18 protein-coding genes and 1 tRNA gene are annotated in these 22,993 nt (G+C 27.4%); 10 read left to right on the top strand and 9 right to left on the bottom strand.

Translation table 4 applies throughout. The features are described from left to right. The first annotated feature begins 13 nt into the window (after positions 1-13). Positions 14-1,405 carry a F0F1 ATP synthase subunit beta gene (gene atpD, locus HTZ87_RS02230; RefSeq protein ID WP_174892939.1) on the top strand — a complete coding sequence of 464 codons (1,392 nt, stop codon included), beginning with the start codon at positions 14-16 and terminating at the stop codon, positions 1,403-1,405. Continuing rightward, on the top strand, positions 1,405-1,815 hold the full coding sequence (atpC, locus tag HTZ87_RS02225; RefSeq protein ID WP_254616011.1) for an ATP synthase F1 subunit epsilon: 411 nt from the start codon (positions 1,405-1,407) through the stop codon (positions 1,813-1,815). Before atpD ends, atpC begins: the two co-directional genes overlap by 1 nt. A gap of 52 nt (positions 1,816-1,867) precedes the next feature. Here atpC and HTZ87_RS02220 read toward each other — a convergent pair whose 3' ends face one another. Continuing rightward, on the bottom strand, positions 1,868-2,464 hold the full coding sequence (locus HTZ87_RS02220) for an FMN-dependent NADH-azoreductase (protein ID WP_174892938.1): 597 nt from the start codon (positions 2,462-2,464) through the stop codon (positions 1,868-1,870). A gap of 579 nt (positions 2,465-3,043) precedes the next feature. Between HTZ87_RS02220 and HTZ87_RS02215 the strand changes: the two genes are divergently transcribed. The 3 genes from HTZ87_RS02215 to HTZ87_RS02205 all read left to right on the top strand — a co-directional run bounded on the left by HTZ87_RS02215 (position 3,044) and on the right by HTZ87_RS02205 (position 5,797). Beyond that, the gene (locus HTZ87_RS02215) at positions 3,044-4,207 is read left to right on the top strand and encodes a DUF3800 domain-containing protein (RefSeq protein WP_174892937.1); all 1,164 of its coding nucleotides are present in this window, start codon (positions 3,044-3,046) and stop codon (positions 4,205-4,207) included. Between the two features lie 86 nt (positions 4,208-4,293). Continuing rightward, a complete protein-coding gene (locus HTZ87_RS02210; protein WP_174892936.1) occupies positions 4,294-4,512 on the top strand; it encodes a helix-turn-helix domain-containing protein in 219 nt (72 codons plus the stop codon). 967 nt (positions 4,513-5,479) lie between these two features. Next, positions 5,480-5,797 carry a hypothetical protein gene (locus HTZ87_RS02205; RefSeq protein ID WP_174892935.1) on the top strand — a complete coding sequence of 106 codons (318 nt, stop codon included), beginning with the start codon at positions 5,480-5,482 and terminating at the stop codon, positions 5,795-5,797. Between the two features lie 36 nt (positions 5,798-5,833). Here the strand turns inward: HTZ87_RS02205 and HTZ87_RS02200 are convergent, their stop codons facing one another. Then, positions 5,834-7,261, bottom strand: a complete 1,428-nt coding sequence (locus tag HTZ87_RS02200; RefSeq protein ID WP_174892934.1) for an ATP-binding protein — start codon at positions 7,259-7,261, stop codon at positions 5,834-5,836. Between the two features lie 315 nt (positions 7,262-7,576). Between HTZ87_RS02200 and HTZ87_RS02195 the strand changes: the two genes are divergently transcribed. After that, positions 7,577-8,764, top strand: coding sequence for a phosphopentomutase (locus HTZ87_RS02195; RefSeq protein WP_174892933.1), 1,188 nt, complete (start codon positions 7,577-7,579; stop codon positions 8,762-8,764). Between the two features lie 334 nt (positions 8,765-9,098). Here the strand turns inward: HTZ87_RS02195 and HTZ87_RS02190 are convergent, their stop codons facing one another. Further along, positions 9,099-9,263, bottom strand: coding sequence for a hypothetical protein (locus tag HTZ87_RS02190; protein WP_174892932.1), 165 nt, complete (start codon positions 9,261-9,263; stop codon positions 9,099-9,101). Positions 9,264-9,659: 396 nt separating this feature from the next. On the opposite strand from HTZ87_RS02190, the gene HTZ87_RS02185 reads away from it, so the two are divergent. From HTZ87_RS02185 to HTZ87_RS02170, 4 genes are all read left to right on the top strand, one after another. Next, positions 9,660-9,744 (top strand) — tRNA-Leu (locus HTZ87_RS02185). 116 nt (positions 9,745-9,860) lie between these two features. Further along, the gene (locus tag HTZ87_RS02180; protein WP_174892931.1) at positions 9,861-11,000 is read left to right on the top strand and encodes a hypothetical protein; all 1,140 of its coding nucleotides are present in this window, start codon (positions 9,861-9,863) and stop codon (positions 10,998-11,000) included. An 8-nt stretch (positions 11,001-11,008) separates the two neighbouring features. Then, positions 11,009-11,974 (top strand): bifunctional oligoribonuclease/PAP phosphatase NrnA, encoded by a 966-nt coding sequence (locus HTZ87_RS02175; protein ID WP_174892930.1) that lies wholly within the window; start codon positions 11,009-11,011, stop codon positions 11,972-11,974. Continuing rightward, positions 11,974-12,951, top strand: a complete 978-nt coding sequence (locus HTZ87_RS02170) for a bifunctional oligoribonuclease/PAP phosphatase NrnA (protein ID WP_174892929.1) — start codon at positions 11,974-11,976, stop codon at positions 12,949-12,951. Before HTZ87_RS02175 ends, HTZ87_RS02170 begins: the two co-directional genes overlap by 1 nt. A gap of 88 nt (positions 12,952-13,039) precedes the next feature. Here HTZ87_RS02170 and HTZ87_RS02165 read toward each other — a convergent pair whose 3' ends face one another. From HTZ87_RS02165 to HTZ87_RS02140, 6 genes are all read right to left on the bottom strand, one after another. Beyond that, positions 13,040-14,794: a hypothetical protein gene (locus HTZ87_RS02165; RefSeq protein WP_174892928.1), complete on the bottom strand. Its 1,755-nt coding sequence runs from the start codon at positions 14,792-14,794 to the stop codon at positions 13,040-13,042. A gap of 206 nt (positions 14,795-15,000) precedes the next feature. Beyond that, positions 15,001-16,317, bottom strand: a complete 1,317-nt coding sequence (locus tag HTZ87_RS02160; RefSeq protein ID WP_174892927.1) for an ABC transporter ATP-binding protein — start codon at positions 16,315-16,317, stop codon at positions 15,001-15,003. Beyond that, complete coding sequence (locus HTZ87_RS02155) at positions 16,317-17,843, bottom strand: ABC transporter ATP-binding protein (protein ID WP_305848727.1); 1,527 nt, start codon at positions 17,841-17,843, stop codon at positions 16,317-16,319. Before HTZ87_RS02155 ends, HTZ87_RS02160 begins: the two co-directional genes overlap by 1 nt. A 7-nt stretch (positions 17,844-17,850) precedes the next feature. Beyond that, positions 17,851-18,882 carry an ABC transporter permease gene (locus HTZ87_RS02150; RefSeq protein WP_174892926.1) on the bottom strand — a complete coding sequence of 344 codons (1,032 nt, stop codon included), beginning with the start codon at positions 18,880-18,882 and terminating at the stop codon, positions 17,851-17,853. A 2-nt stretch (positions 18,883-18,884) separates the two neighbouring features. Continuing rightward, positions 18,885-19,943 carry an ABC transporter permease gene (locus HTZ87_RS02145; RefSeq protein WP_174892925.1) on the bottom strand — a complete coding sequence of 353 codons (1,059 nt, stop codon included), beginning with the start codon at positions 19,941-19,943 and terminating at the stop codon, positions 18,885-18,887. Further along, positions 19,943-22,984, bottom strand: a complete 3,042-nt coding sequence (locus tag HTZ87_RS02140; RefSeq protein ID WP_174892924.1) for an ABC transporter substrate-binding protein — start codon at positions 22,982-22,984, stop codon at positions 19,943-19,945. Before HTZ87_RS02140 ends, HTZ87_RS02145 begins: the two co-directional genes overlap by 1 nt. Positions 22,985-22,993 lie beyond the last annotated feature (9 nt).

Below are 22,993 nucleotides of genomic sequence, written 5' to 3'. Positions count from 1 at the left end.
TTAAGGAGAATTTATGATAAAAAATGAAGGTACAATCGTACAAATTCTTGGGCCAGTAGTTGATGTGCGTTTCCAAGAGGGTAAATTACCTAAATTGTTAAATGCTCTAACTATTACACACCAAGATCAAGTTTATACTTTTGAAGTTGCACAACACATTGGAGATGATACAGCTCGTACAATTGCAATGGGTTCAACAAACGGACTTCGTAGAGGAATGACTGTTTTAGATACAGGACGTGCTATTTCTGTACCAGTTGGTAACGCAGTTTTAGGAAGAATGTTTGACGTTTTAGGAAACCCAATTGATGATAAACCAATTGGTGAAGATGTTGAACGTATGCCAATTCATGCACCTTCACCAAGTTATGAAGAACAAAAAACATCTTCAGAAATATTAGAAACAGGAATTAAAGTTATCGATTTATTAATTCCTTATGCTAAAGGTGGAAAAATTGGACTTTTTGGTGGTGCTGGAGTTGGTAAAACAGTTCTTGTTCAAGAATTAATTAACAACATTGCAACACAACACAACGGTCTATCAGTATTCGCCGGTGTTGGAGAACGTACTCGTGAAGGTAACGATTTATACCATGAAATGAGTGCGGCTGGTGTTTTAGATAAAACAGCGTTAGTATTTGGTCAAATGAATGAATCACCCGGTGCTCGTATGAGAGTTGCTCTTAGTGGTCTTACAATGGCTGAATACTTTAGAGATAAACAAAATCAAGATGTTTTATTATTCATTGATAATATCTTTAGATTTACTCAAGCTGGTTCAGAGGTTTCGGCTTTATTAGGTCGTATGCCTTCAGCTGTTGGTTACCAACCAACATTAGCAACCGAAATGGGTGCTTTACAAGAACGTATTACTTCAACAAGAAGAGGTTCAATTACATCAGTACAAGCAGTTTATGTGCCTGCTGATGACTTAACTGACCCAGCTCCTGCAACAACATTCACACACTTGGATGCTAAAACAGTTTTAGATCGTGGTATTGCTTCACTTGGTATTTATCCTGCGATTGATCCACTTAACTCATCATCTAGATTATTAGATCCGCTTGTTGTTGGTGCTGAACACTATGATGTAGCTCAAAAAGTAGTATCTATATTACAAAGATTTAAAGAATTACAAGATATTATTGCAATTCTTGGTATGGGTGAATTATCTGAAGAAGATAAAAAAATAGTTGCTCGTGCTAGAAGAATAAGAAACTTTTTATCACAACCATTTACAGTTGCAGAAAAGTTTTCAGGTATTAAAGGTGCATACGTACCACTAAAAGATACAATACGAAGCTTTAAAGAAATCTTAGAAGGTAAATACGACACATACCCTGAAGATTTATTCAGATATGCTGGTAGCATAGATGATGTTGTAGCAAGATTTAATAAAAAATAATGTCTAAAATGTATTTAAAAATAACTGTTCCTTCAGGTATTTTTTATGAAAACGATGTTGAAATAGTTACATTAAAAATGTCACGTGGTTATATCGGGATTCAACCTGGTCACTCAACAATGTTTTCAAATATTGAAATTGGAACATTAACAATCGGTTGAGAAAATAAACCTGGTACTGAAAAATACTTTATCGGTGGTGGTTTAATTTATGTTTTAAAAGATAGAATCAATATTATTACAGATGATATTGTAAACGTTAAAGATATTGACATTCAACGTGCTATCGAAGAAAGAGACCGGTTAGAAAACAAACTTCGTGAAAATAAATATAGTGCTGCAGATGCATATAGTATGGAATTAAAACTTAAGAAAACATTATTAAGAATTGATACATACAACAAAAAATAATATAAAAAAACAACTTTAATTGAACTTAAAGTTGTTTTTCATTATCTTTTTATTATAAATCGAATCCTTTTAATTTAGCTTCAAATAATTCTTTATTATCTTCGTAGTATGCTTCTGGGTTTGTATCTTTGAATAAAGCTGTTTTTGTACCTGTAATTTCAATTGTATCTACTTTTTTAGCACCTAAGAAATTAAATGTACCAACTAATCAACTAATGTGACTTCCTCATTGGTATCAATCACGTGGAGCACCTTGAGATGCAACAACTAAAACGTTTAATGTGTCTAATAAACCAACTGCATCACCTTTTTTAGAATATTTGTATGAGAATGTTTTGTTAGCAACTGCGATTGAATCAATAAAGTTTTTAACAACTGCTGCAGCTCCAAAGTTTGTCATTGATTCTGAAATAACTAATAAATCTGTTTCTTTTAATTTATCAATTCAGAAATCACTGTTAATATCATTAAAATATGTTTTTCATGTTGAGTTTGTTAAGAAAACTTTTGAGTGAGTATCGTTTAAGTTGAATTTTTCAACTTGGTGCCCTTGGGCAACTAATTTATCATACAATTTATTCATTGTAACTGTTGAATATGAATTATCTGAATTATCTAATGATCCTTCTAAAAATAGTATTTTTTTCATTTTTTTCCCCTTAAAATTGTGTTTTTGCTTTTTTATGTAATTATTATATCATTTTTATTTTTAAAAATTAAAAATCAAAATAAATTAAATTTAATGTGGTTAAAATAGTGTAAGACTCTTTGAAAATAATGTTTTTTAATGTAAACAATTATAGTTTTACTCCTTATTTAATATTTATAAAATATTAGTTTTAGTACTAAAAAAGTATTTTAACCCTTTTTATCTGAATTTTTATCATATTTGGCACATTTTATTAAAAAAGCGTAAAAAAATCGACACAACTATTCAGTTATGTCCGAAAAATATATTTTTTCTTGTCTAGCCTACTCACTATATATTCCACTTTCAAGTATCAACTGCGGCGGATTCCACTTGACGATTCAAATATACATTGATACAAATATTATAATACTTTTTTCAGGTTATGTTATGAATTTTTATTTTTTTATTCGATATTTGGAGTGTTAAACAAATAAATTAATTATTAAAAGAAAAGATAGACTAAGTTCAGTATATAATATTTTTTGAAATTAAATTATTTACTATGTAATAATTTGCTTTTATTATTTAGGAGATTATATGGAAAAAAGAAAAAATAACAAAATAAACGAACTAGTTGAATTATATAAAAAATATGGTATCACAAAAAAAGTAAATCGAACCATTTATTTTGATGAGAGTAATAACATAAGAAAAGGAATAATAGGAAAAGAAAAAGATAATGTTAAAGAATTAAAAAATTTATTTTTCGTTTTAGGAGGTGTAGCATTAGAAAATGATTTAAAGTTCGATGAATTATTAAAATATGTAAAAGCGAAACAAAAACCAAAAGATGCGAAATTTAAATTTTTTTCACACAAAAAATCAAAGTTTGAAGATGCGATATCACAGTCTAGACTTAGGCTTTTTTTCGAATATTTATTAGAAGAAAAAATTTTAATTCACTTTCATGTACTTCACTTTCTTCATTTTTCTATAGTTGATATTTTTGATTCATTAATAGTGGAGGATGATATTTACAATAAAATTGCTTTAATAGATCAAAATATTAATCTGACTTTAAAAAGTGATATGTTTGAAGTTCTATACAAAACTTACGATGAGTTGCATAAATTATTAGTAAATTACGAATTTCCAAATATTTCACGTAAAAAATCTAATGAATTTATAAATAAAATATTAAAAATGTATATAGATAATTTGTCTTATTTTGATATGAATGATATTAATAATATTACTAAAAAAATCCTTAGAGAAATAATTAAAAGTAAAAAGGATTTAAATACCCTTGTTTTTCTAGAAAACAATGAGCCTTTAGTTGTTGTTAATGACATTGCTTGCCAATATATTACAAGAATGTTGGATTTTGATGATAAAAAATATTTTGATAAAGAATCTGAAATTGAAAATACTCTAAAAAAAGAATACGGTGATTATGAAAATATTTTAAATGTTGAATTTATAGATTCACTTGAAAATGAAGAAATTCAAATTAGCGACGTAATAAGTGGTTTTGTTGCTAAATTGTATAATTTTTTAAGTGATAAACCATTCGAACGAATCCATGAATTTTGTAATTCTTTAGACTCAAATTCCGAAAGTTTTAAAACATTAAACGCTTTTTTTAAAATTTTTACTATTTCACAAGAACATTCAAAAAATTTTATTAAAAAAATTATTCCTATATTTATTGACAAAAAATTTGAATATATGTGTCATTTAATAATGAATAGACAAATATAATAAAATTACAAATTATTATAAATATAATAAGCTAAATTGTAAATTCAGGTGCAACACAATTGATATAAAATTCAATTGCGGGGCACTTGAATTTTTCAATAAAAAATGGCTATACTACGACCGATAAACCATATGGATTATACGAAAAATACAATCAAATTAGTAAAGAAGAAAGATTCTTTATACAAAAAAGTATTGAAAACGACTATTCTTTAAGAAGCGTTGCTAGAAAATTGAAAATAAATGTTTTATCAATTTCGAAAGAATTTAAAAAATGCAAATATTATGGTAGCTATGATTTCTAGTTTACAGATCAACGAAGATTGAAAAGAAAACCATGTAAATACTTTTTTAGATTTGATATAAATTTTAAATTTGAAGATTTTAGTAATTATTTTAAGAAAAAAATAAAAAATTTCATGGCGTTAAGGCCTGTGAGGTGCAAAATTGTTTTGTACCTCACACAATTTATTTTTATTTTTTATTAATTTTTTTATAAAAAATGTGAAGTGTAAAACAAATTTGCATAATTGTCTTTATTAGTTCTATTTGTGTAATGTTATTATTAAATCAATGATAATTATTAGACCTAAATACAAAATCATATTGTATAAAATGATACTAATACTTATGAATAACCTAACTATTAGGTATCCGTGAAAAACATATTATTCTTGTATTATCCACTCATTATATTCTGTTTTAGGAATCGACCATAGCAACTTCAATTTATAATCTGTATATATTAATGCATATATCATAATACTTATTGGCTATGTTATGAAACCAAAATTATTTAATTTGTATCCGAGTTATTTTTTATCCTATTTGGTTTATAAAAATCAAATATAACTATTAAAAAGAATAAATCTTAAAAATTTGCTTTCTAATCAAAAGTTTGAAACAAGGATGCACAAAATATTTCATAATGGTTCAAACTTTTGATTAGAGATTAAATAAATGAAGTTTAATGGGTATTTAACAGTTTTTTAAAACATAAAAGTAATATGTATATTCCATTCGGGTTATTGAAATTGATTTTGCCTAAAATGCAAATTATAAAATCCGTATTTGCTATACACTTAGGTATTGTTTATAAAAATGCTAAAATAATATTGTGATTAGAACATACCATTCTCCTGAGCCGGGCACATTAAAATAATTGGTCATATTTACTAGCCAACTGTCGGGTATGCGACTTATCGGTTGGTTTTTTTATATTCTTTTTTAACTTTTGACATCATACATTAACAAGAAAGCATGGGTGTGTTATTGAAATTTATTGCCGGTTTATCGCCGGTTTATCGCCGGTTTATCGCCGGTTTATCGCCGGTTTATCGCCGGTTTATCGCCGGTTTATCGCCGGTTTATCGCCGGTTTATCGCCGGTTTATCGCCGGTTTATCGCCGGTTTATCGCCGGTTTATCGCCGGTTTATCGCCGGTTTATCGCCGGTTTATCGCCGGTTTATCGCCGGTTTATCGCCGGTTTATCGCCGGTTTATCGCCGGTTTATCGCCGGTTTATCGCCGGTTTATCGCCGGTTTATCGCCGGTTTATCGCCGGTTTATTTCTATAACTTAAATTTTTAACTATTAATTGTGAAAGTAAAAAAATATAAAAATAAATTATTTTATTTTTATATTTTTAAGTGTATATGTTCTGTTTTTGTTATCACCCTTTGGTTCTAAAATATTGTTAGAAACTAAATCAGATAATAAAGATCTTGTTTGTGAATATTTTAAATTTAGTAAATTATCAATATCTTTTCTTGTAAAATATTTATTTTCCTTCGCAAAAAGAATAATTTTATTTTTTCTTTCGTCGCTAAGAGTAAATAATATGTCATTTTCTTTAGAAATATTTTTAGATTCCTTAAAATCGTTCTTTATTAATTTATTATTATAATTTAAGTTTTTTAAGATGATATAGAATGAGCTATTGGTTGATTTAAATACAGGCATAAATTGTTCTGAATAATTTTCATGAATTTTATAATTGTCTATAATTTTTCTTAATCCACTCCCGCTTCTTTCCATTAAGTTCATTCTGCCAAATATATCTGCAATAAATGGATTTCTTCTTTTAGATGGAACTTCTTTGGGGTTTTGATTTTGGATAAATGATCCGTCCGGCATCCCACCTGGTGAGTAAATTTCTAATCTATCATCGAACATATCGATATGAATTTCAGATCCTATTTCATTATAATTTCTATGTATCAAAGCGTTTACAAGTGCTTCCCTGACTGGAATTTCTGGGTAATCAGGATATTCGATCCTATTTTTTGGACCTTTTCTTCACATTTTTTTAGAATTCATCATGATAAATTCTTCACCATTTTGCAATAAACTCAATAAACTTCCGCTAAATTCTTTGTCATCAAAAGCTTCGAATTTTCCGTTTGTTTTATCTAATCCGTTTCATCTTGTTGCGAATATTCTTGATTGATAAACAAGTGGTTCATCAGCAAATAATGCACCTGCATTAGTTAAATAACCATCATCTGAAGATAAATTAAATGAAACTAAAAAGTTTTCATCTAAATCTTTATGTGTTTTGAAATAATACATAGATTTAAATTTCGTAAAAGAAGCTTTATCAACTTTAATATTAGTTACTAAACTATCAAAAGATTTGTTATGACCTTTTAAAATCAAATCGTTTAATTGATTACCATTTGCAAGGACACTTTCATTTCCGATTCTAAGATAAGCCAATCTAGTACCATCGTTTATATAGTAATATGGTGTTTGAATACCTTTTTTAACGTCTAACATTATAAAATCCTTTTCATCGACCTTTTCTATTTTTAAATCAACTTCTGGAATTGGATCTAATTTGGCTTTTATAGCATTGCTAATATATTCTGAATCTTCTTTTGCGTTTTTAAGTCCGATAAGATTGTCGTTATCATCGATACCAAAAAACAATTTACCACCATTGCTATTGGCAAATGCAGAAACACTCTTTAATCAACTTTTAGGTTTGTTAGTTTCTAATTTTACTTTTTTTTCATAAAAACTAGTTTCACCAACATATTTCAATAAATCCATTTTAACCACCTTTTTATTAATATATAAATTTTATAATAATAAATAATTTTTTTATCAAATTCGATAATTTAGACAATAATTTTGCAAAATTTAAAACAAATTTACATTTTGTTTAATCAATTTTATTGATGATTAACACTTATCCTACAAAATGATACTCTATTTAACTAAAGTATCATTTTGTTGGATATATATTTTGATAATAATCTCTATTATTAACAAAATAAAATTGATTAAATCAAAATAAAATATATTTTTTTGATTATAAGAGTAAAATTAAAGATATATTAAAAAATACATAAAGGAGATTAATATATGGCAAAATTTAAACGTATATTTATGATTGTAACAGATGGTCTTGGAATTGGTCCCGATAGGGATCAAAAATACTTCGGAGATGCTGGTGCAAATACAATTAGATCAGCTTCGATGGCAGAAGAATTTAAAATTGACACATGAAAAAAATTAGGTATCGGAAATATTACAAACTTAAATGGTAATTATCACGTTCCAAAAACTTTAGCTTACATGGCTAAAGTTCAAGAAGTATCAAATGCTAAAGATACTTTAGCAGGTCACTGAGAAATGATGGGAATCAAAACTGTAACACCATTTCCGACTTTTGCAGAAAATGGTTTCCCACAAGAATTAATTGATGAATTATCTAAAGCATTTGATGGAAGACCTATTGTTGGTAATAAATCTTCATCAGGAACAGAAATAATTAATGAATTAGCTCACGAAGAACATGAAAGAGGGGCAATAATTGTTTATACATCTCACGATTCTGTTTTACAAATTTGTGCACATGAAGAATGAACAGGTTTAGATAACTTATACAGATACGCAAAAGCTGCACGTGAAATTTGTTCATCACGTCCAGAGTGAAATGTTGGTCGTATTATTGCTAGACCATATGTTGGTACATTTGGTAGTTTTGAAAGAACATTTAATAGACACGATTATGCAAATAAACCAAACGAAATGATTTTAAATAGATTACAAGACAAAGGAGTTGAAGTTATTTCTATTGGTAAAATTAATGATATTTTTGTTGGTCAAGGAATTTCAACTCACTATGCAAGTCAAGGTGATGAAGATGGTATGGATATTACTATCGAACTTGCTTCAAAAGATACAGAAAACAAATTTATTTTCACTAACTTAGTTCAGTTTGATTCTCACTACGGACACAGACGTAATGTACATGGATATGCAGAAAATATTGCAAAACTTGATGTTAAATTAGGTAAATTAATTAACGCTATGCGTGAAGATGATTTATTAATCATAACATCTGATCATGGTAATGATCCACTTTATCCTGGATTTAACCACACAAGAGAATTTTTACCTGCTACAATATTCTCAAAAATGTTTACAAAACCAAAAGTTTTACCTAACTTTCAAGGGTTAGGAACACTTGGGAATATAGTTGCTAAAAACTTTGGTGTTGACATTGTAGTTGAAACAGGTGATGATATTTTTGATCAATTAGTTTAATAATAATAAGCGCAAAATTAATTTTTGCGTTTTTTAATTGTTATAATTTGTTGGTTAAAAAATTTTCATTTTTTATTAAAACTGATTACCTTAATAGATGAATAAAACACTTAAATTTAAGCAAATAAAATTTTAATAAAAAAGTTTATTTATAAAAACACCAAGAAGATATGTACTTAATTTTTTGAAAAAATTACTTTATATAAAATATTTATTTAAATAATAGAACAAAAAATGCATATTAAAATAATAAATGATAATAAAGAGACGATTAAAAAACAGATTAATTTCTGTTTTTTTACTTAAGATATATTTATGTAGTATATAGAATATACTATTTTTTTATAACATATGTTGTTATATATCCGTTGGTCATTCTTGATTCTCCATTATATTCACCACATTCTGGACAATATATAGATTCTCTTGTTTTACCACCGGGTTCGTTACTATCAAATACATGATAATCAAAATCTATTCCGCATTTTTTACACTTCATTTTTAATTCTCCTTATTATAATATTTTTTATATAACTATATTATATAAAAAAATGATTGTGTTATTAAATTATTATGCGTTTGTTTTACACATTCTTATTATTTAAAAATAATTGATAGATTATTGAATGCGCACAACTCTTTGAACGTTACTAAAGCTTTTACAAAATTACACAAGATTATTGTAAATTTTAAATACCTTTAAAAAATATTTAAAGGTATTTAAGCAAAATTAAAGATTATTTATAAATTTTTAATAGTTAACCTCTTAAATTATTGAGAGGTTTTTTCATTTTACTTTTAATATTATTTTGTATTTAAAATATATGAAAAATATAGATTTAAACAAATAGTTTATTTGTATTTTTTTGAAAATATTGTAGAATATTATAAGTAAGCCCGAGTGGTGAAATTGGCAGACACGCTAGACTAAGGATCTAGTGGAGCAATCCGTGCAGGTTCAAATCCTGTCTTGGGCACCAAAACAATTAAAACACTTATATTTTTTATTGTATTTTAACAATATCTAAAAAATATAAGTGTTTTATTTTTATTTATAATTACACATAAATGGCGACAATTATAGTAAAATATAAATATGTTATTTATTAAAAATAAATTAAAAAAAACGTTAATTAAAATTAGCCTTTCTGCATCACTTGTTGCACTTCCAATTGCGGTTGTTTCTTGTGGTGTTCCTAGTGAAGCTAAATTCACTGACAATATTAAATCTTTGGAAAAAACTTATAAAGAATTAGAGTCTAAAAACGATCCACGTTATAGATATTTATTACCTGTAATTAAGAAAAATATTGATTTAATGTGAAAAACAATTAATGAAGATATTAAAGGTTATGATATTAATACCAACGGGTGAAATCATTATATACCTAATCAAGAAGCTAAAATTAAGTTAATTCATGATGTTATTGTTGAGATTGATAAAATTAAATCTGAAGAAGTTGAAGAATCAATTCGCTCAGATAAAATGACACTACTTTATGCCTTAATTGATGGATTTGGTGGTATTGATTCTTACTTTTTTGACGAATCTAATAGACAGTTATATGAATTAAAACTTAGTTACTATGGTCAAAAATTAAACTATATCGAAAAAATGATTTATTCTAACCTAAACGATAAGGATAAATTCAATTCTTTAATTGAACCAATTAAAGAATTGAATGGAAAAAAAGATAAATATAAAAGATATGAATTAGTTGATTTAGAGAAAATAGATGAAGTTCAAAAACAATTTAAACAACTAGCTCAAAATGATCCGTATTATGATAAATCTATCCAATTTATAGACTATTTCGATCAAATTATTAACGAATATTACTCTCGCTCAGAAAAGATTTATATGAATGTTTTATATAAATATTATGATAACCTGGAGTTTAAGTTAATTTTAGAATCGAAAGAATATCAAAAACTAAGAAATAATTGAATTCATATGATTGAAATTAGCGATGAATACTTTACAAATTTATACGCTTACCAATTTTTAGATAATAAATTCGAAGTTTTAGAAACTCTTTATAACAAAATCGTTAGTTATAAAGAACTTAAAAGTGATAAAATAGAAGAAATAAAAGAAAAATTTAATATTCTAAAAGAAGATCCGTCAAATGAAAAATTAGACCAATTTAGAGATTATTTAGTCGAATGTTTAAATAACGTTTTTGATTTAGAATTAATAGATAAATATTTAGAAGAAATTAATAATAATATTTAGGAGAAATAATGAAAATAGGAAATTCACAAGTTGCAATTGATGCAATTAAAAAATATCAAAATATAGTGATTTTTCACCATATAAGACCTGATGGTGACTGTTTAGGTTCACAGCACGGGTTAGCGGAGTTAATTAAAACTAACTTCCCAGAAAAAAATGTTTATACAGTAGGAAATAATTACGGTGTTTTTGAATTTATGGATTATAAATTTACACCAATTGATCAAATTAATTTTGATGACTCTTTATCAATCGTTGTTGATGCTTCAAGCGGTGATAGAATTGAGTGTGCAGAATTACTTTATGACAAAAAAACAACTGCAAGATTAAGAATTGACCATCACCCTAATGGTGCAGATATTGATTATGAATATCAATGAATTGACGAGCATTATGTTGCTGCGGCTGAAATGATAGCTCAAATTGCTTATGATGCAAAATGAGAAGTTACACAAAAAGCTTCATCACATATTTACTTAGGAATTAATACAGATTCAGGTAGATTCTTATATCCTGATACTTCAAAAAGAACGCATGAATTAGTTGCGTTCTTAATGGAAAATGGATTCCATCCAAAAGGGATTTTAAGAGAATTATCAAAAAGAAGTCTTTTAGATATTAAAATTTCTGGTCGTATTTTATCAGAGTTTAAAAAAGAAGGTAGAGTTCTATATTACGTAATTAAAGATGAATTCTTAAAAGAATTTAATATAGATTCATTTAAAGCTGCACAATATGTGAATGATTTAGCTAACATTGATGATAATTCTTGTTGAGCATTATTTGTTCAATTAGAAGATGGAAAAGTTAGAGGAAGACTTAGATCAAACGGACCGCTTGTTAATAAGATCGCTAAAGAATACAATGGTGGTGGACATGATAATGCAGCAGGTTTAACACTTGATACTTTTGATCAAATACCAGAAGTAATTTCAAAACTTAATGATTTAATAGTTGAATGAGAGGCAAAATAATGAAAATTGGAAATTTAGAATTAGTAACTAAAGAGATTTATAAATATGATTCGATAGTAATTTTTCATCACATTAGACCAGATGGTGATTGTTTAGGTTCTCAATTCGGTTTAAAAGAATTGATCCAAACAAATTTTCCGGACAAAAAAGTTTATGCAATTGGTGATCATAAAAATGTTTTTGATTTCTTAGATTTTACAATGGATGAAGTTCCTAGTGATGAAATATTATCAAAATCATTAGGTGTTGTAGTCGATGCAAACGGTAAAGAAAGAATTGAATCTAGAGAAGTTTTAGATAAAAATTTATTCCCTACAATTATTAGAATTGATCATCACCCAAACGGAGATGATTTAGGTGATAATACAATCAGATGAGTTGATAGTTCATATTCAGCAGCTGACGAAATGGTTACAGAAATTGCTGTTGTTAATGGTTGAAAAATTACTCCTAAAGCAGCTAACTATTTATACCTAGGAATTAACACTGATTCAGGTAGATTCTTATTTAGTAATGTACAAGCAAGAACTTTATATTTATCTTCAAAATTATACGAAGCTGGTTTAGAAGCTGATTATATTCATAAAAGTTTAGCAACAACTAGTCTCGAAGATTTAAAATTTAATTCTTGATTATTATCTACTTTAAAAACAAGAGATGGTGTAGCATACATTCAAAACTCATTAGAAGATACATTAAAAATGGGTAAAACTCCTCAATCATCAGTTAAAGTAAACGCTATTGCTAATATTAAAGGATTCCCTATTTGAGTTCAATTCACTGAAGAAGAAAATCATAAAATTAGAGTAGAATTACGTTCTAATGGACCTATTGTTAGAAACGTTGCTGTTAAATGAAATGGTGGTGGTCACGAACGTGCTTCCGGATGTGTTATCGATTCATTCGATCAAGTTGAAGCAGTTGTTGATGACTGTGCAGCCGAAGTTTCTAGATATTTATCAGAGCAAAATAATTAATATAAAATCGCACTAATGCGATTTTTTTATTTCTAATTTTATAATTAAAAAAGCTGAAAATATTAATTTTCAACTTTAAATGTTTTTATTATTTGTTTTTCTTTCTTTTAATAAAGAATAATACAACTAACGCTCCTAAAGAAGCTGTTAAACCAGCAACAACTGTTCAAATTTTTCATGAATTAGATTTTTCTTCTGTTTGAGTTTCAGGTTGTGTTTCAGGTGTTTTTGGTTCTGTTTTTTCGTTTGTTGTTTCTCCGGTATTAGGATTTTGATTTTCTTCTGTATTTGTGTTTGTGTCTGTATTTGATTCTGTTTCTTTATTTTTGTCAATTGGATCAAAAACTAAGAAATCATTTCCATAAAATTCTTTAATTTTATTTTTAGAAGCTTCATTCATTTCTTTTCATTGTTGGAATGCTGATTTGGTTCTAATTGCTTTTAAACTTTGGATATCTCTATCATAATCACCAAATTGAATATTTGCTAATTTTTCTTTAGCATCACTCATTTTGAATACTCTTCTGAAATTTGAAGCTAGTTCTGAAGCTTTATCAAAATCGATTTGTGTTGATTCTAGATATGTTTTAAGTTGATTTCTTTGAGTTTCTGTTAAAGTAGTATTATCAAATAATGGTTTTATTTCTTTATTTCAAAGTGTATTGTGTTTTTCATAGTCTTCATATAGAGCGTTAGCTTTATCTACATTAATTAAAGAACTTCATAAATCACTTTTATCATTTTTGTTAATTGAATTTATTAATTTATTAACTTCGCCGTTTAATCTTTCTTTAAGTTTAACGTGTTCAACTTTTTTAATTTCTTCAAATAATTCGTATATTGGTGTAGCAGCAGCTATAAATAACTGAATATTTTCAAAATTATTTAGCTTATCTTCATTAGTTACAATACCTTTTTTATATTCTGATAAAAAATCATTTAATATTACTGCGTATTCACTAGTATTATTTTCATACATAGCAGTAAGTTTATCGAATATTTTTGATATAGCTTTCTCTTCGAAATCACTATATGATTCTTCGAGTTTATAGAATAATTTTTCGAGTTCTAGTGCTTTTATACCGTTTGATTTATTGATTTCATCATATTTAGTTTTATCTTGTTCGTAATCACCTTTAAGAGGTGTAATTATATCTGAATATTCATTAAATGATGTTAAAAGTGATTCGTAAAGATTTATATAGTGTTGAACACCGTTGTTAGCTTCTGTATATTCTAAAAAACTATCTATGTTAATTTTTAAATCCGAAGTATATTTCTTGCTAGAATTTTTTGAAATTCATTTTTTGAACTCTTCATTTGTTACTTCTTCATTTAAGTTATGTTCAAATTTTATATCTACTTCATTTCCGTTTCTTGTTAAAGTTTTAATTTCGTTCGAAAATATCTCTGGATAAGATGTGATAATTTGATCTTTAGTTACTTTTTCTATTGAAATATTTTTTAGCGCGTCAATCTTAACGTGTGAGTTTTTATGAATTAATTGAATTAATGCATCTAATTTGCTATCAATTTTTTTAATTCATTCTTCTTGGTTGCTTGTAAATAGAGTATCATTTTCAGTTTTGTTTAATTCTTCTTCTAATTTATGCTTAGCAGTTTCTTCTTCGTTAGCTGTTATAAATTGTGAAAGATATTTGATTATGTTTTTGTAGAATTCTTTAGCGGCTTCTAATGTTACAAATTGCTCCACTTTTTGGTCAGGCATAGTTTCAAAAATTTGAAATTGGTTTTTGTTGCTGTTTGGATACATTGATATAGCGGTTACTGCAGAACCAACTAATAAAAACGACCCGATTAATTTATTTTTAAGTTTAGACATTGTTTAAAATTCTCCTATTTTAATATTTTTATTGATTAAAACATAAAAATTCTACCATGAAAAAATAATGGAAAAAATAAAAAACCCAAAATATGATTTAAATTGTTGTTAATAGCTATTTAAACCGTATTTTTATAGTTATTTTTAGAAAAAATAATAAAAAACGATATCAACATAATTTGATAACGTTTTCGGTTTGGATAAAATTAATATTTGTTATTTTGTCAATCGTTTAATTCTTCTTCTGTAGCTAGAATAAAATGATCTTCATTTACTTTAAGTCATTGTGGTTGATTTTCATCAGTATATTTATGCATATTAATATCATATTTATATCCAATTAAACTACCTTTTTTACTGTTAATTGAAGGAACAGCATCTAATAAACTTTTTGTGTATGGGTGTAATGAATGATTCATTATTTCATCAGTTGTACCAACTTCAAGTAATCTACCTTTGTTCATAACTGCAATACGATCTGAGATATATTCAACCATACGTAAGTCGTGAGCGATGAATAAAATTGTTAGATTATATTTTTCTTTAAGTTCGTTAAAGATATTAACAACTTGGGCTTGAATTGAAACATCAAGTGCTGAAATAGGTTCATCAGCCACAAGTAATTGTGGTCTTAATACAACAGCTCTAGAGATACCAATACGTTGTTGTTGACCACCAGAGAATTCTAATGGGTATCTTCTTAAAACAGAATCATCTAAACCTACAGAACTTAAGATATCACGAACTAATAATCTTTTACAATCATTTTCACTAAGTTTATTTAATTCATTTCTTTGTTTTAGATATTTATCCATGAACTTATTAAGGTATTGATTTTTAAGTTCTCTAACTTTATTATTTGTTTCAACATAAAATGCATCATACGCAACTTTATCATTGAATGCAATTTGGTCGTTTAATCAATTTTCATATTCACCAAAGAATTGTGAGTGGTGAATATCACATAATTCAGAATATAATTCTTTTTTATTTTCTTGATCTATGTTGTAAAGATAAATTTCTTTAGCGTTTTTAGTATTTGTTAAACCTTCTGAAACTATTGTTTCAACGTTTGCGTGTGGGTTAAGTGAGTTAGCAGGATCTTGGAAAATCATTTGAACTTTATTAACTAAGAAGTTTTCGATTTCTTTGTATTCTTTTAATTTTTTACCGAATTTAAAACCTCTGCCAAGTTTTTTAGGTAATGTTTTATTTAGAAGTTTAATTTCACCAAATTTATATGGAACTAAACCTACTATCGCTTTACCAATTGTACTTTTACCTGAACCTGATTCACCTACTAAACCTAAAACTTCACCTTTATAGATGTTTAAGTTTAAATCTGCTACAGCTTTGAATTCTTTAACACCTGTACCGTAGTTGATATCAACGTTTCTAAGTGATGCTAAAATTTCTTGATTTGCATTTGGTTGTAGCAATTGCTCAACACCTTTTGTTTGTTTTCTGATAACCCTTTTTTCGCCAAAAAGGAATCTTTTTATTTTATAAACTTTTTCTGTCATTATTTTTTAAATTCCTCTCATAGTTTTTGGATTAATTCAGGTGCTTGGTATTCTGGTGCTTGCGGATCTTGAAGTGCTGATTTTACTCTATGAGTTTCACTAATTTGGTAAAAATCAGGTTCAACACTAAAGTCTCTACCTAATGCATATTCGTTTCTAACTGCGAAAGCATCACCAACAATGTTATTTAAACTTGAAGGAACACTTCCCGGAATTGTTGAAAGTCTTTTTCCTTTGTTTAAGTCAGGCATACTTAAGATTAAACCTCAAGTATATGGGTGTTTAGGATTATGTAAAATTTCTCTTGAAGTACCTTCTTCGATAATTTGACCAGCATACATAATTGAAATATAGTCAGCAATAGAAGCAACAACTCCAAGGTCGTGAGTAATGAATACTATTGATAGTTTTAATTTTTCTTGTAATTCTTTAATTATGTCTAAAACAAGTGCTTGAACTGTAGGATCAAGAGCAGTTGTTGGTTCATCCATAACTAAAATTTTAGGTTCTAAAGCAACAATAGCTGCAATAACAATACGTTGAATCATACCACCTGACATTTCGTGTGGGTATAATTTCATAACCGCTTCAGGGTCGTTAATTTTAGTTAATTTTAAGAACTCTACAGCTCTTTTGTAAGCTTCTTTACGGTTTGTAACAACTTTGTTTTCTAACATACCTTCAATGATTTGTTCTCCAACTTTCATTGTAGGGTTTAGTGTTGACATTGGGTTTTGGAACACTGCAGAAACAACTCTTCCACGATAGTGTGATTTTTCTCAGTCTTTAAAACTAAATTTTTCAACATTATTGTTATAAAGTTTTACTTCACCAGAATCGATAATAGCATTATCTCCGGTTAATCCATATAGTAATGAAGTAATAACTGATTTACCTGAACCAGATTCACCAATAATAGCGTGAATTTTACCTTCATAAACTTTTAAAGAAGGGTTTCTTAACACTATATTTTTTTCACCTGGACGAGCTGGGTTTGTAAATGATAAATTGATATCTTTAATTTCTGCAGCTATTTTTAATCTGCTTCCGTCACTGAATTCTTGGTATTGAACATTTTTATAAAATGTTTCTCAATCAAAATCTCTTTTTCTAAAGATTTTATTTTTAATTCAACCACAAAAAGCGTGTTTTTTATTTGTTTTTTGTTTTGTTGTTTTTTCTTCTACAACCGGAACTTCTTCAGTTTTAGTTTCTTCAATAACTTCTTCTGGTTGAGCTTCTTCAACTTCAACTTCTTTAGTTTCTTCAATAACTTCTTTTGGTTGAGGTTCTTCAACTTCAACTTCTTTAGTTTCTTCGATAACAACCTCTGGTTGAAGTTCTTCAATAATTTCTTCTTTTACTTCAACATCAGCATAAACAGGGACTTCAAATTCATGTTGATGTGTTTCTGTTACATATTCTTCGACTTCATCGTATTCTCTAATGTAAATATATTCTAATTCTTTATTAACTTTTTTAGATTTAAATTTAGGTTTCTTATATCTTTTTGATTTTATTTTCATAATTTTCCTATCTTTGTCTTCTTAGTGCGTCTTGAACACTAGCTCCGATTAATTGAACACTTGTTGTTAATAAAATTAGAATTGAAGAAGGGACGAAAACGTATCTTAAATATGTAGGGAATACTTTTTGACCTTCTGATATTAAATTACCTAGAGTTGGGACATCATCAATTGCTAAACCGATAAATGCTAATGAAGTTTCTGAAAGAATAACACCTGGTATTGTGAATACTAATTGTGTAATTAAAATTGGTAAAATTACTGGTACATAATTTTTTAAGATTTTTCAAATTGGTGTACCTAATACTTTTGAAGCAGACACTCATTCAAAGTGTTTTGCTCTTTTAACTTGGGCTCTAATTTGGTTTGCCATACCTGTTCATGATGTAAATGAAAGTGAGAATACAATAACTCAGAAACTTGGTCTAATAACTATTGTCATTAAAATTAAGATTATTATTGTTGGGACTACTGATAAAACTTTAATTATAAAAGTCATAACTTTATCAAATTTTTCAAATTGCCCCATCATAATTCCGATTGTTAAACCAATTATAACTTCGATTGCAGTAACTACTAATGCAAGTGAAAGTGAGTATCTTAAACCATGTCATAATCTAGCTCAATAATCACGACCAATATCGTCAGTTCCAAAGAAGTGATATATATTGTTTGAATCATATTGATTGAATGTTAAATTACGGTTGTTTACGTCTGTTAGGTTTGGGTCAAATGTTGTAAATGGCATAATTAAGGCTAAAAGTATTATTGTAACTAATAATATAAATCCAAATACACCAGCAAAGTTTTTAGAATATCTAAAAACGAATTCTTTAAATATTTTTGTTTCTTCTTTAAGATCTCTATCAGCATGATAATCAAATGTTTTACCAACTATTTTTCATGCTTGATATTGAAATGGTTGTAAGAATGGGTTAGGAGCAATATTTCCGTCTAAACTACTAGATTCACTATCGGCGTTTCTTGAACGAATTTTGTCAGCATGTTTTTTAATAAATGATTTAAATTTATTTGCCATAATTATGCCCCCTTTCTTCTTACACGTGGGTCAATTATTTCATAAAGCATATCTCTTGTTGCGTATGAAAGAATTGTTAATAATGTAAACATAACTATTAAGAATAGTATAACGTTGTAATCTTTAGTCTGGATTGCTTGAAGCAATGTTGCTCCCGAACCTGGTATAAAGAATATTTGTTCAATAAAGATTGAACCGATAAAACTTCCGAAAATAACTGCTGGGAAGAATGTTGCGATTGGGAATAATGAAGGTTTAAGTGCATGTTTTCAAACGAATTTTGTTTTGCTTAAACCTTTTAAATAAGCGAATTTTGCGTGAACAGAATTTAATTCACGGTTTAATTCTGTTCTAATGTATTTAATATAAACAATAATACTTCCTAAGGAAAGCGCCAGTCCAGGAAGTATATAACTGGCGAAATTGTCTACATCAAATATATAAGGAATGTTCATTAATCTTCCTAAAAATACTAGTATTAATGCGAAAATGATTGAAGGTACTGATGAGAAGATACTTACTACTATTGTTGAAATGTTATCAACTAAACCACCAGGGTTTTTACCTACTCAAATACCTAAACTAATTCCGATTACTACTGTTAGTAAAACTGAGAAAATACCTACTAAAAATGATTTATAAAAACGATCTCAAATAAAGGTATTAATTTCTCTTTCGGGGAAAAGTGAAAGTGAGATACCGAATTCACCTTGGAATAATCCTTTTAGATATAATCCATATCTTTGGATTAAAGGTAAATTCAATCCGTATTGTGCTTCCTTAACTTTTCTTGCTGTTTCATCACTTAAACCACTTGTGATTGAGTTAGAACCAGGAACAAGATTAATTAGGAAAAATGTAATTGTTATAACTATTAACCCAATTACAAAGAATTCAAGCATAATTTTAATAAAACGCATAATTGAATTTAAGAATGGTGAGTTTGTTGCGAATATTTTTTCTCTTAAACTTGCTTCTTTAACTCTTTTATTTGTGAAAAATATTTTGTTTGAATCAACATAATAAGATTTTTTATCTCTTATTTCTTTGGTTAATTTCATTATTGACCTCTCTTTCTTGGTAAACCTGGTCTAGGTGGTCTTGTAAAGTCGTATGCATATTGTAAACTAAATCTAAATAGCGAATCAACTCCACCAATTCTTGTTATTTCTCAGTTTGTATCAACTTCCATAAGCGGAACAACTGGAGCTGCATCTCTAACTATTTTTTCTAGTTCACCAATGAATACGTATACGTATTCTTGTGTTCATTTTTGTGCTACTTCTTCAGTTGTAAAGTTTGCTGAGAAGAAAGCGTTTAAACGATCTGTGTATTGAGCGAATGTTTCATCTTTTTTAAGGAATGATAGTTCTATAAATTTAGCTCAGAAATCAATAGAATCTGTATTATTTGCGCCTTTAATAGATTGTTGAATTTTCAATCTATCTTTAGTGTCTAAAGTTAATTTTTCAATTTCTTGAACACCGTATTTTTCAAATATGAATTGTTCTACGAGGTGATTTAATCTATTATTTTTGATATTTGCATTATTTATTAATAAGTATTCAAAACCATATTTTAGTAGTTGTTTACTTAATTTGTTATCCTCAAATTCATCACTAAGCTTTTTAGCTAATGAAGCGATCTCGATGAATTTTTGAGATTTTTTAACACTTGCAAATTCATTTTTATATTGTGATTGTGTTGTAGCAAAATTATTTAGTTTTGCTATTGTTTCTTTTAATAATTGTTTTTTATCAATATTAAGTTTGTCTAAAACTAATTGAGTGATATATGTTGAATATGTGAATGAACCAACAGGGTTATCTTTAAATGCTATTCTTTTTTGAATTGATGAGTCTATTTCATCAGGTTTGAAGAATACTGATACATAATCGTGTGCACCGTTCCCACCTAATTTATCGTAGTTTTGGTAGATAATATCATATTTACCTTCTTCAATTCATGAAGCAAATGCATTTTCTGGTAAGCTTTTATTTTCGATTTTTACATATCCATTAAAGACTCTATTTAATTCTGTTGATAGGAAAGTACCAGCTTTCTTTTGTTCATCAGTTGAATTATTTAAAAATCTTAAAGAAACATTTTCTAAATTAGGGTGTTTTTGCTTAAATCTTTCTAAGTAAATTTTTGCAACTTCTTCGTTGTGTGCTATGTCATTTCTTCTTGTTTTTTCAAATGTGAAACCTTTAGCTAAGTGGACAACAAAATCATAATTTTGTAATAAGAATTCTTTTGAACCTTCACCATTTGTATTTGGTTTAGTTTTCATGCTTAAATCACTGAAGTAATTTTCAATATTTTTACCGTCAAATGTTTTATATTGACCATATGCTGTTCATGTACTTACCGGGAAAGAGAAATCTCAACCAACCATTTTTAGTATTTTTTCTCTATCAATAGCATAATAAATAGCATTTCTTAAATCTTGATCATTTAAGTAGCTATCACCATTTGTTTCGCTATCTAAGTTAAATCCAAAACCAATTGTTCCGTAACCTTGATTTTTATTTAAGTAATCTTTATATTCAGGATTTGTTCAATACTGATTAATTTTGTTTGCAGGTATATATGTTTGTGAAACAAAACCATCTTCAAATAATGTTGAATTTGTATTTTTATCAGTTGATAAATAAATTTTAATTTTATTTGAAATAGTATTATCAGCATCGAAATAATCGTTATTTTTTAATAAATTAATGTATCCTTGTGGCCCTAGTAAAATATTTTTTCTATCCATTAAAAATGGACCTGAAGTAAGGAAATTATCTGTATCTGAACCGTATTTATCAATTCCTTCTCCAATTGTTTCAATATATTTTCTATTAACAGGGAATAAACCGTTTAAGATGTTAGATAATAAGAAATTTAAACTAGGAGTTTTATTTTCATCAAAAATCATTGAAAATGAATTTTCATCAGTACTAATACTTTGAATTCTTGGAGTAATCATACCATTTATACTTGAGAATACTTGATCAGGATTAACAAATGGGTTTTTGATAATTTTTTTAGTAACAAGTTTATTTGTATTTTTATCCATGAATTTAAATTCTTGAACTTCTTTATCTAATGAAAAATTATTTCCTTGTTCGTCATCTTGGTTATATTTTAAGTTTTCTGAAATTTCTTCATTTGTGTAATCTAAAAATAATTGACCTGTGTAGAATCCGAATTCTAAAGCTGCTTGTTTAATTTCTTCAACTTCTTTTGCGTCTAAAGGTTCATTTTGATCATTAAATGTTTGTGATGCTCAAATTTTTTGATTTGGATCTTGAATATAATCATTTATTGTTTCGTCAAAAATATATTGTCTTCTACCTCAAGGGTTTGAGTATGATTTATTAAATTTTTGAATGTAATTTTTTTGTGCTTCAATAAATCTATCTGTTCCTCTAATACCGAATTTTTTAATTTCATCTAGTTTTTGAGAACCTGTATTTAAGTCTAAAATGTATTCTAAATAATCTCTAATATCGTTAGCTGTAACGAAATCTTTATTACTTCAACGATTTCTCTTTGCGTTTACACGCCCAGTTATTGCCATGAAATTATTTGAGTTTTTAGGGTTTCTAAAACCGTATAATGTTGCGTTTTTTTGTGGATCACCAACAGTTGCTGATCCTAAACCACCAACTATTTGGAATTCATCGATACTATATCATGATCCCTGAATTCTACCGAAACCGTTTTCTTCTTGTAATGAATTTTTATTATTTTTAATAAAATCTGAATATTTTGAAGAAACATTTCCTTCTGGGTCTAATGTATTTGATGAATCAACCATAACAAAACTAAATTTGTTAGTAGTTATAACACTTTTAAGAGTAGTGCTAGGCCCTGTTTTTAAATAAGAATCAACTAATGAAGGAAGTATTTTATCAATTGATTTGTACTTGATGTAATTTAAATTGTTAATTGGTTCTGCTGTAAGACCAAAATCATAATTTATTGAGTTTAATTTACTTGAGTTATCGGTGTTATTATTTTGTGCTCCACACGAAATAATAGTCACTAATGAACCGAATGAAATCATGCTACCCAAATAAAAAATGGATTTTTTTATTTTTTTATTTTTCATTTTTTCCTT

Source organism: Mycoplasma sp. OR1901, from assembly GCF_013348745.1.
GTDB lineage: Bacteria > Bacillota_I > Bacilli_A > Mycoplasmatales > Metamycoplasmataceae > Mycoplasmopsis.
Note: the sequence above shows the minus strand (reverse complement) of the source record. Positions and strands in the feature narration are given on the sequence as shown.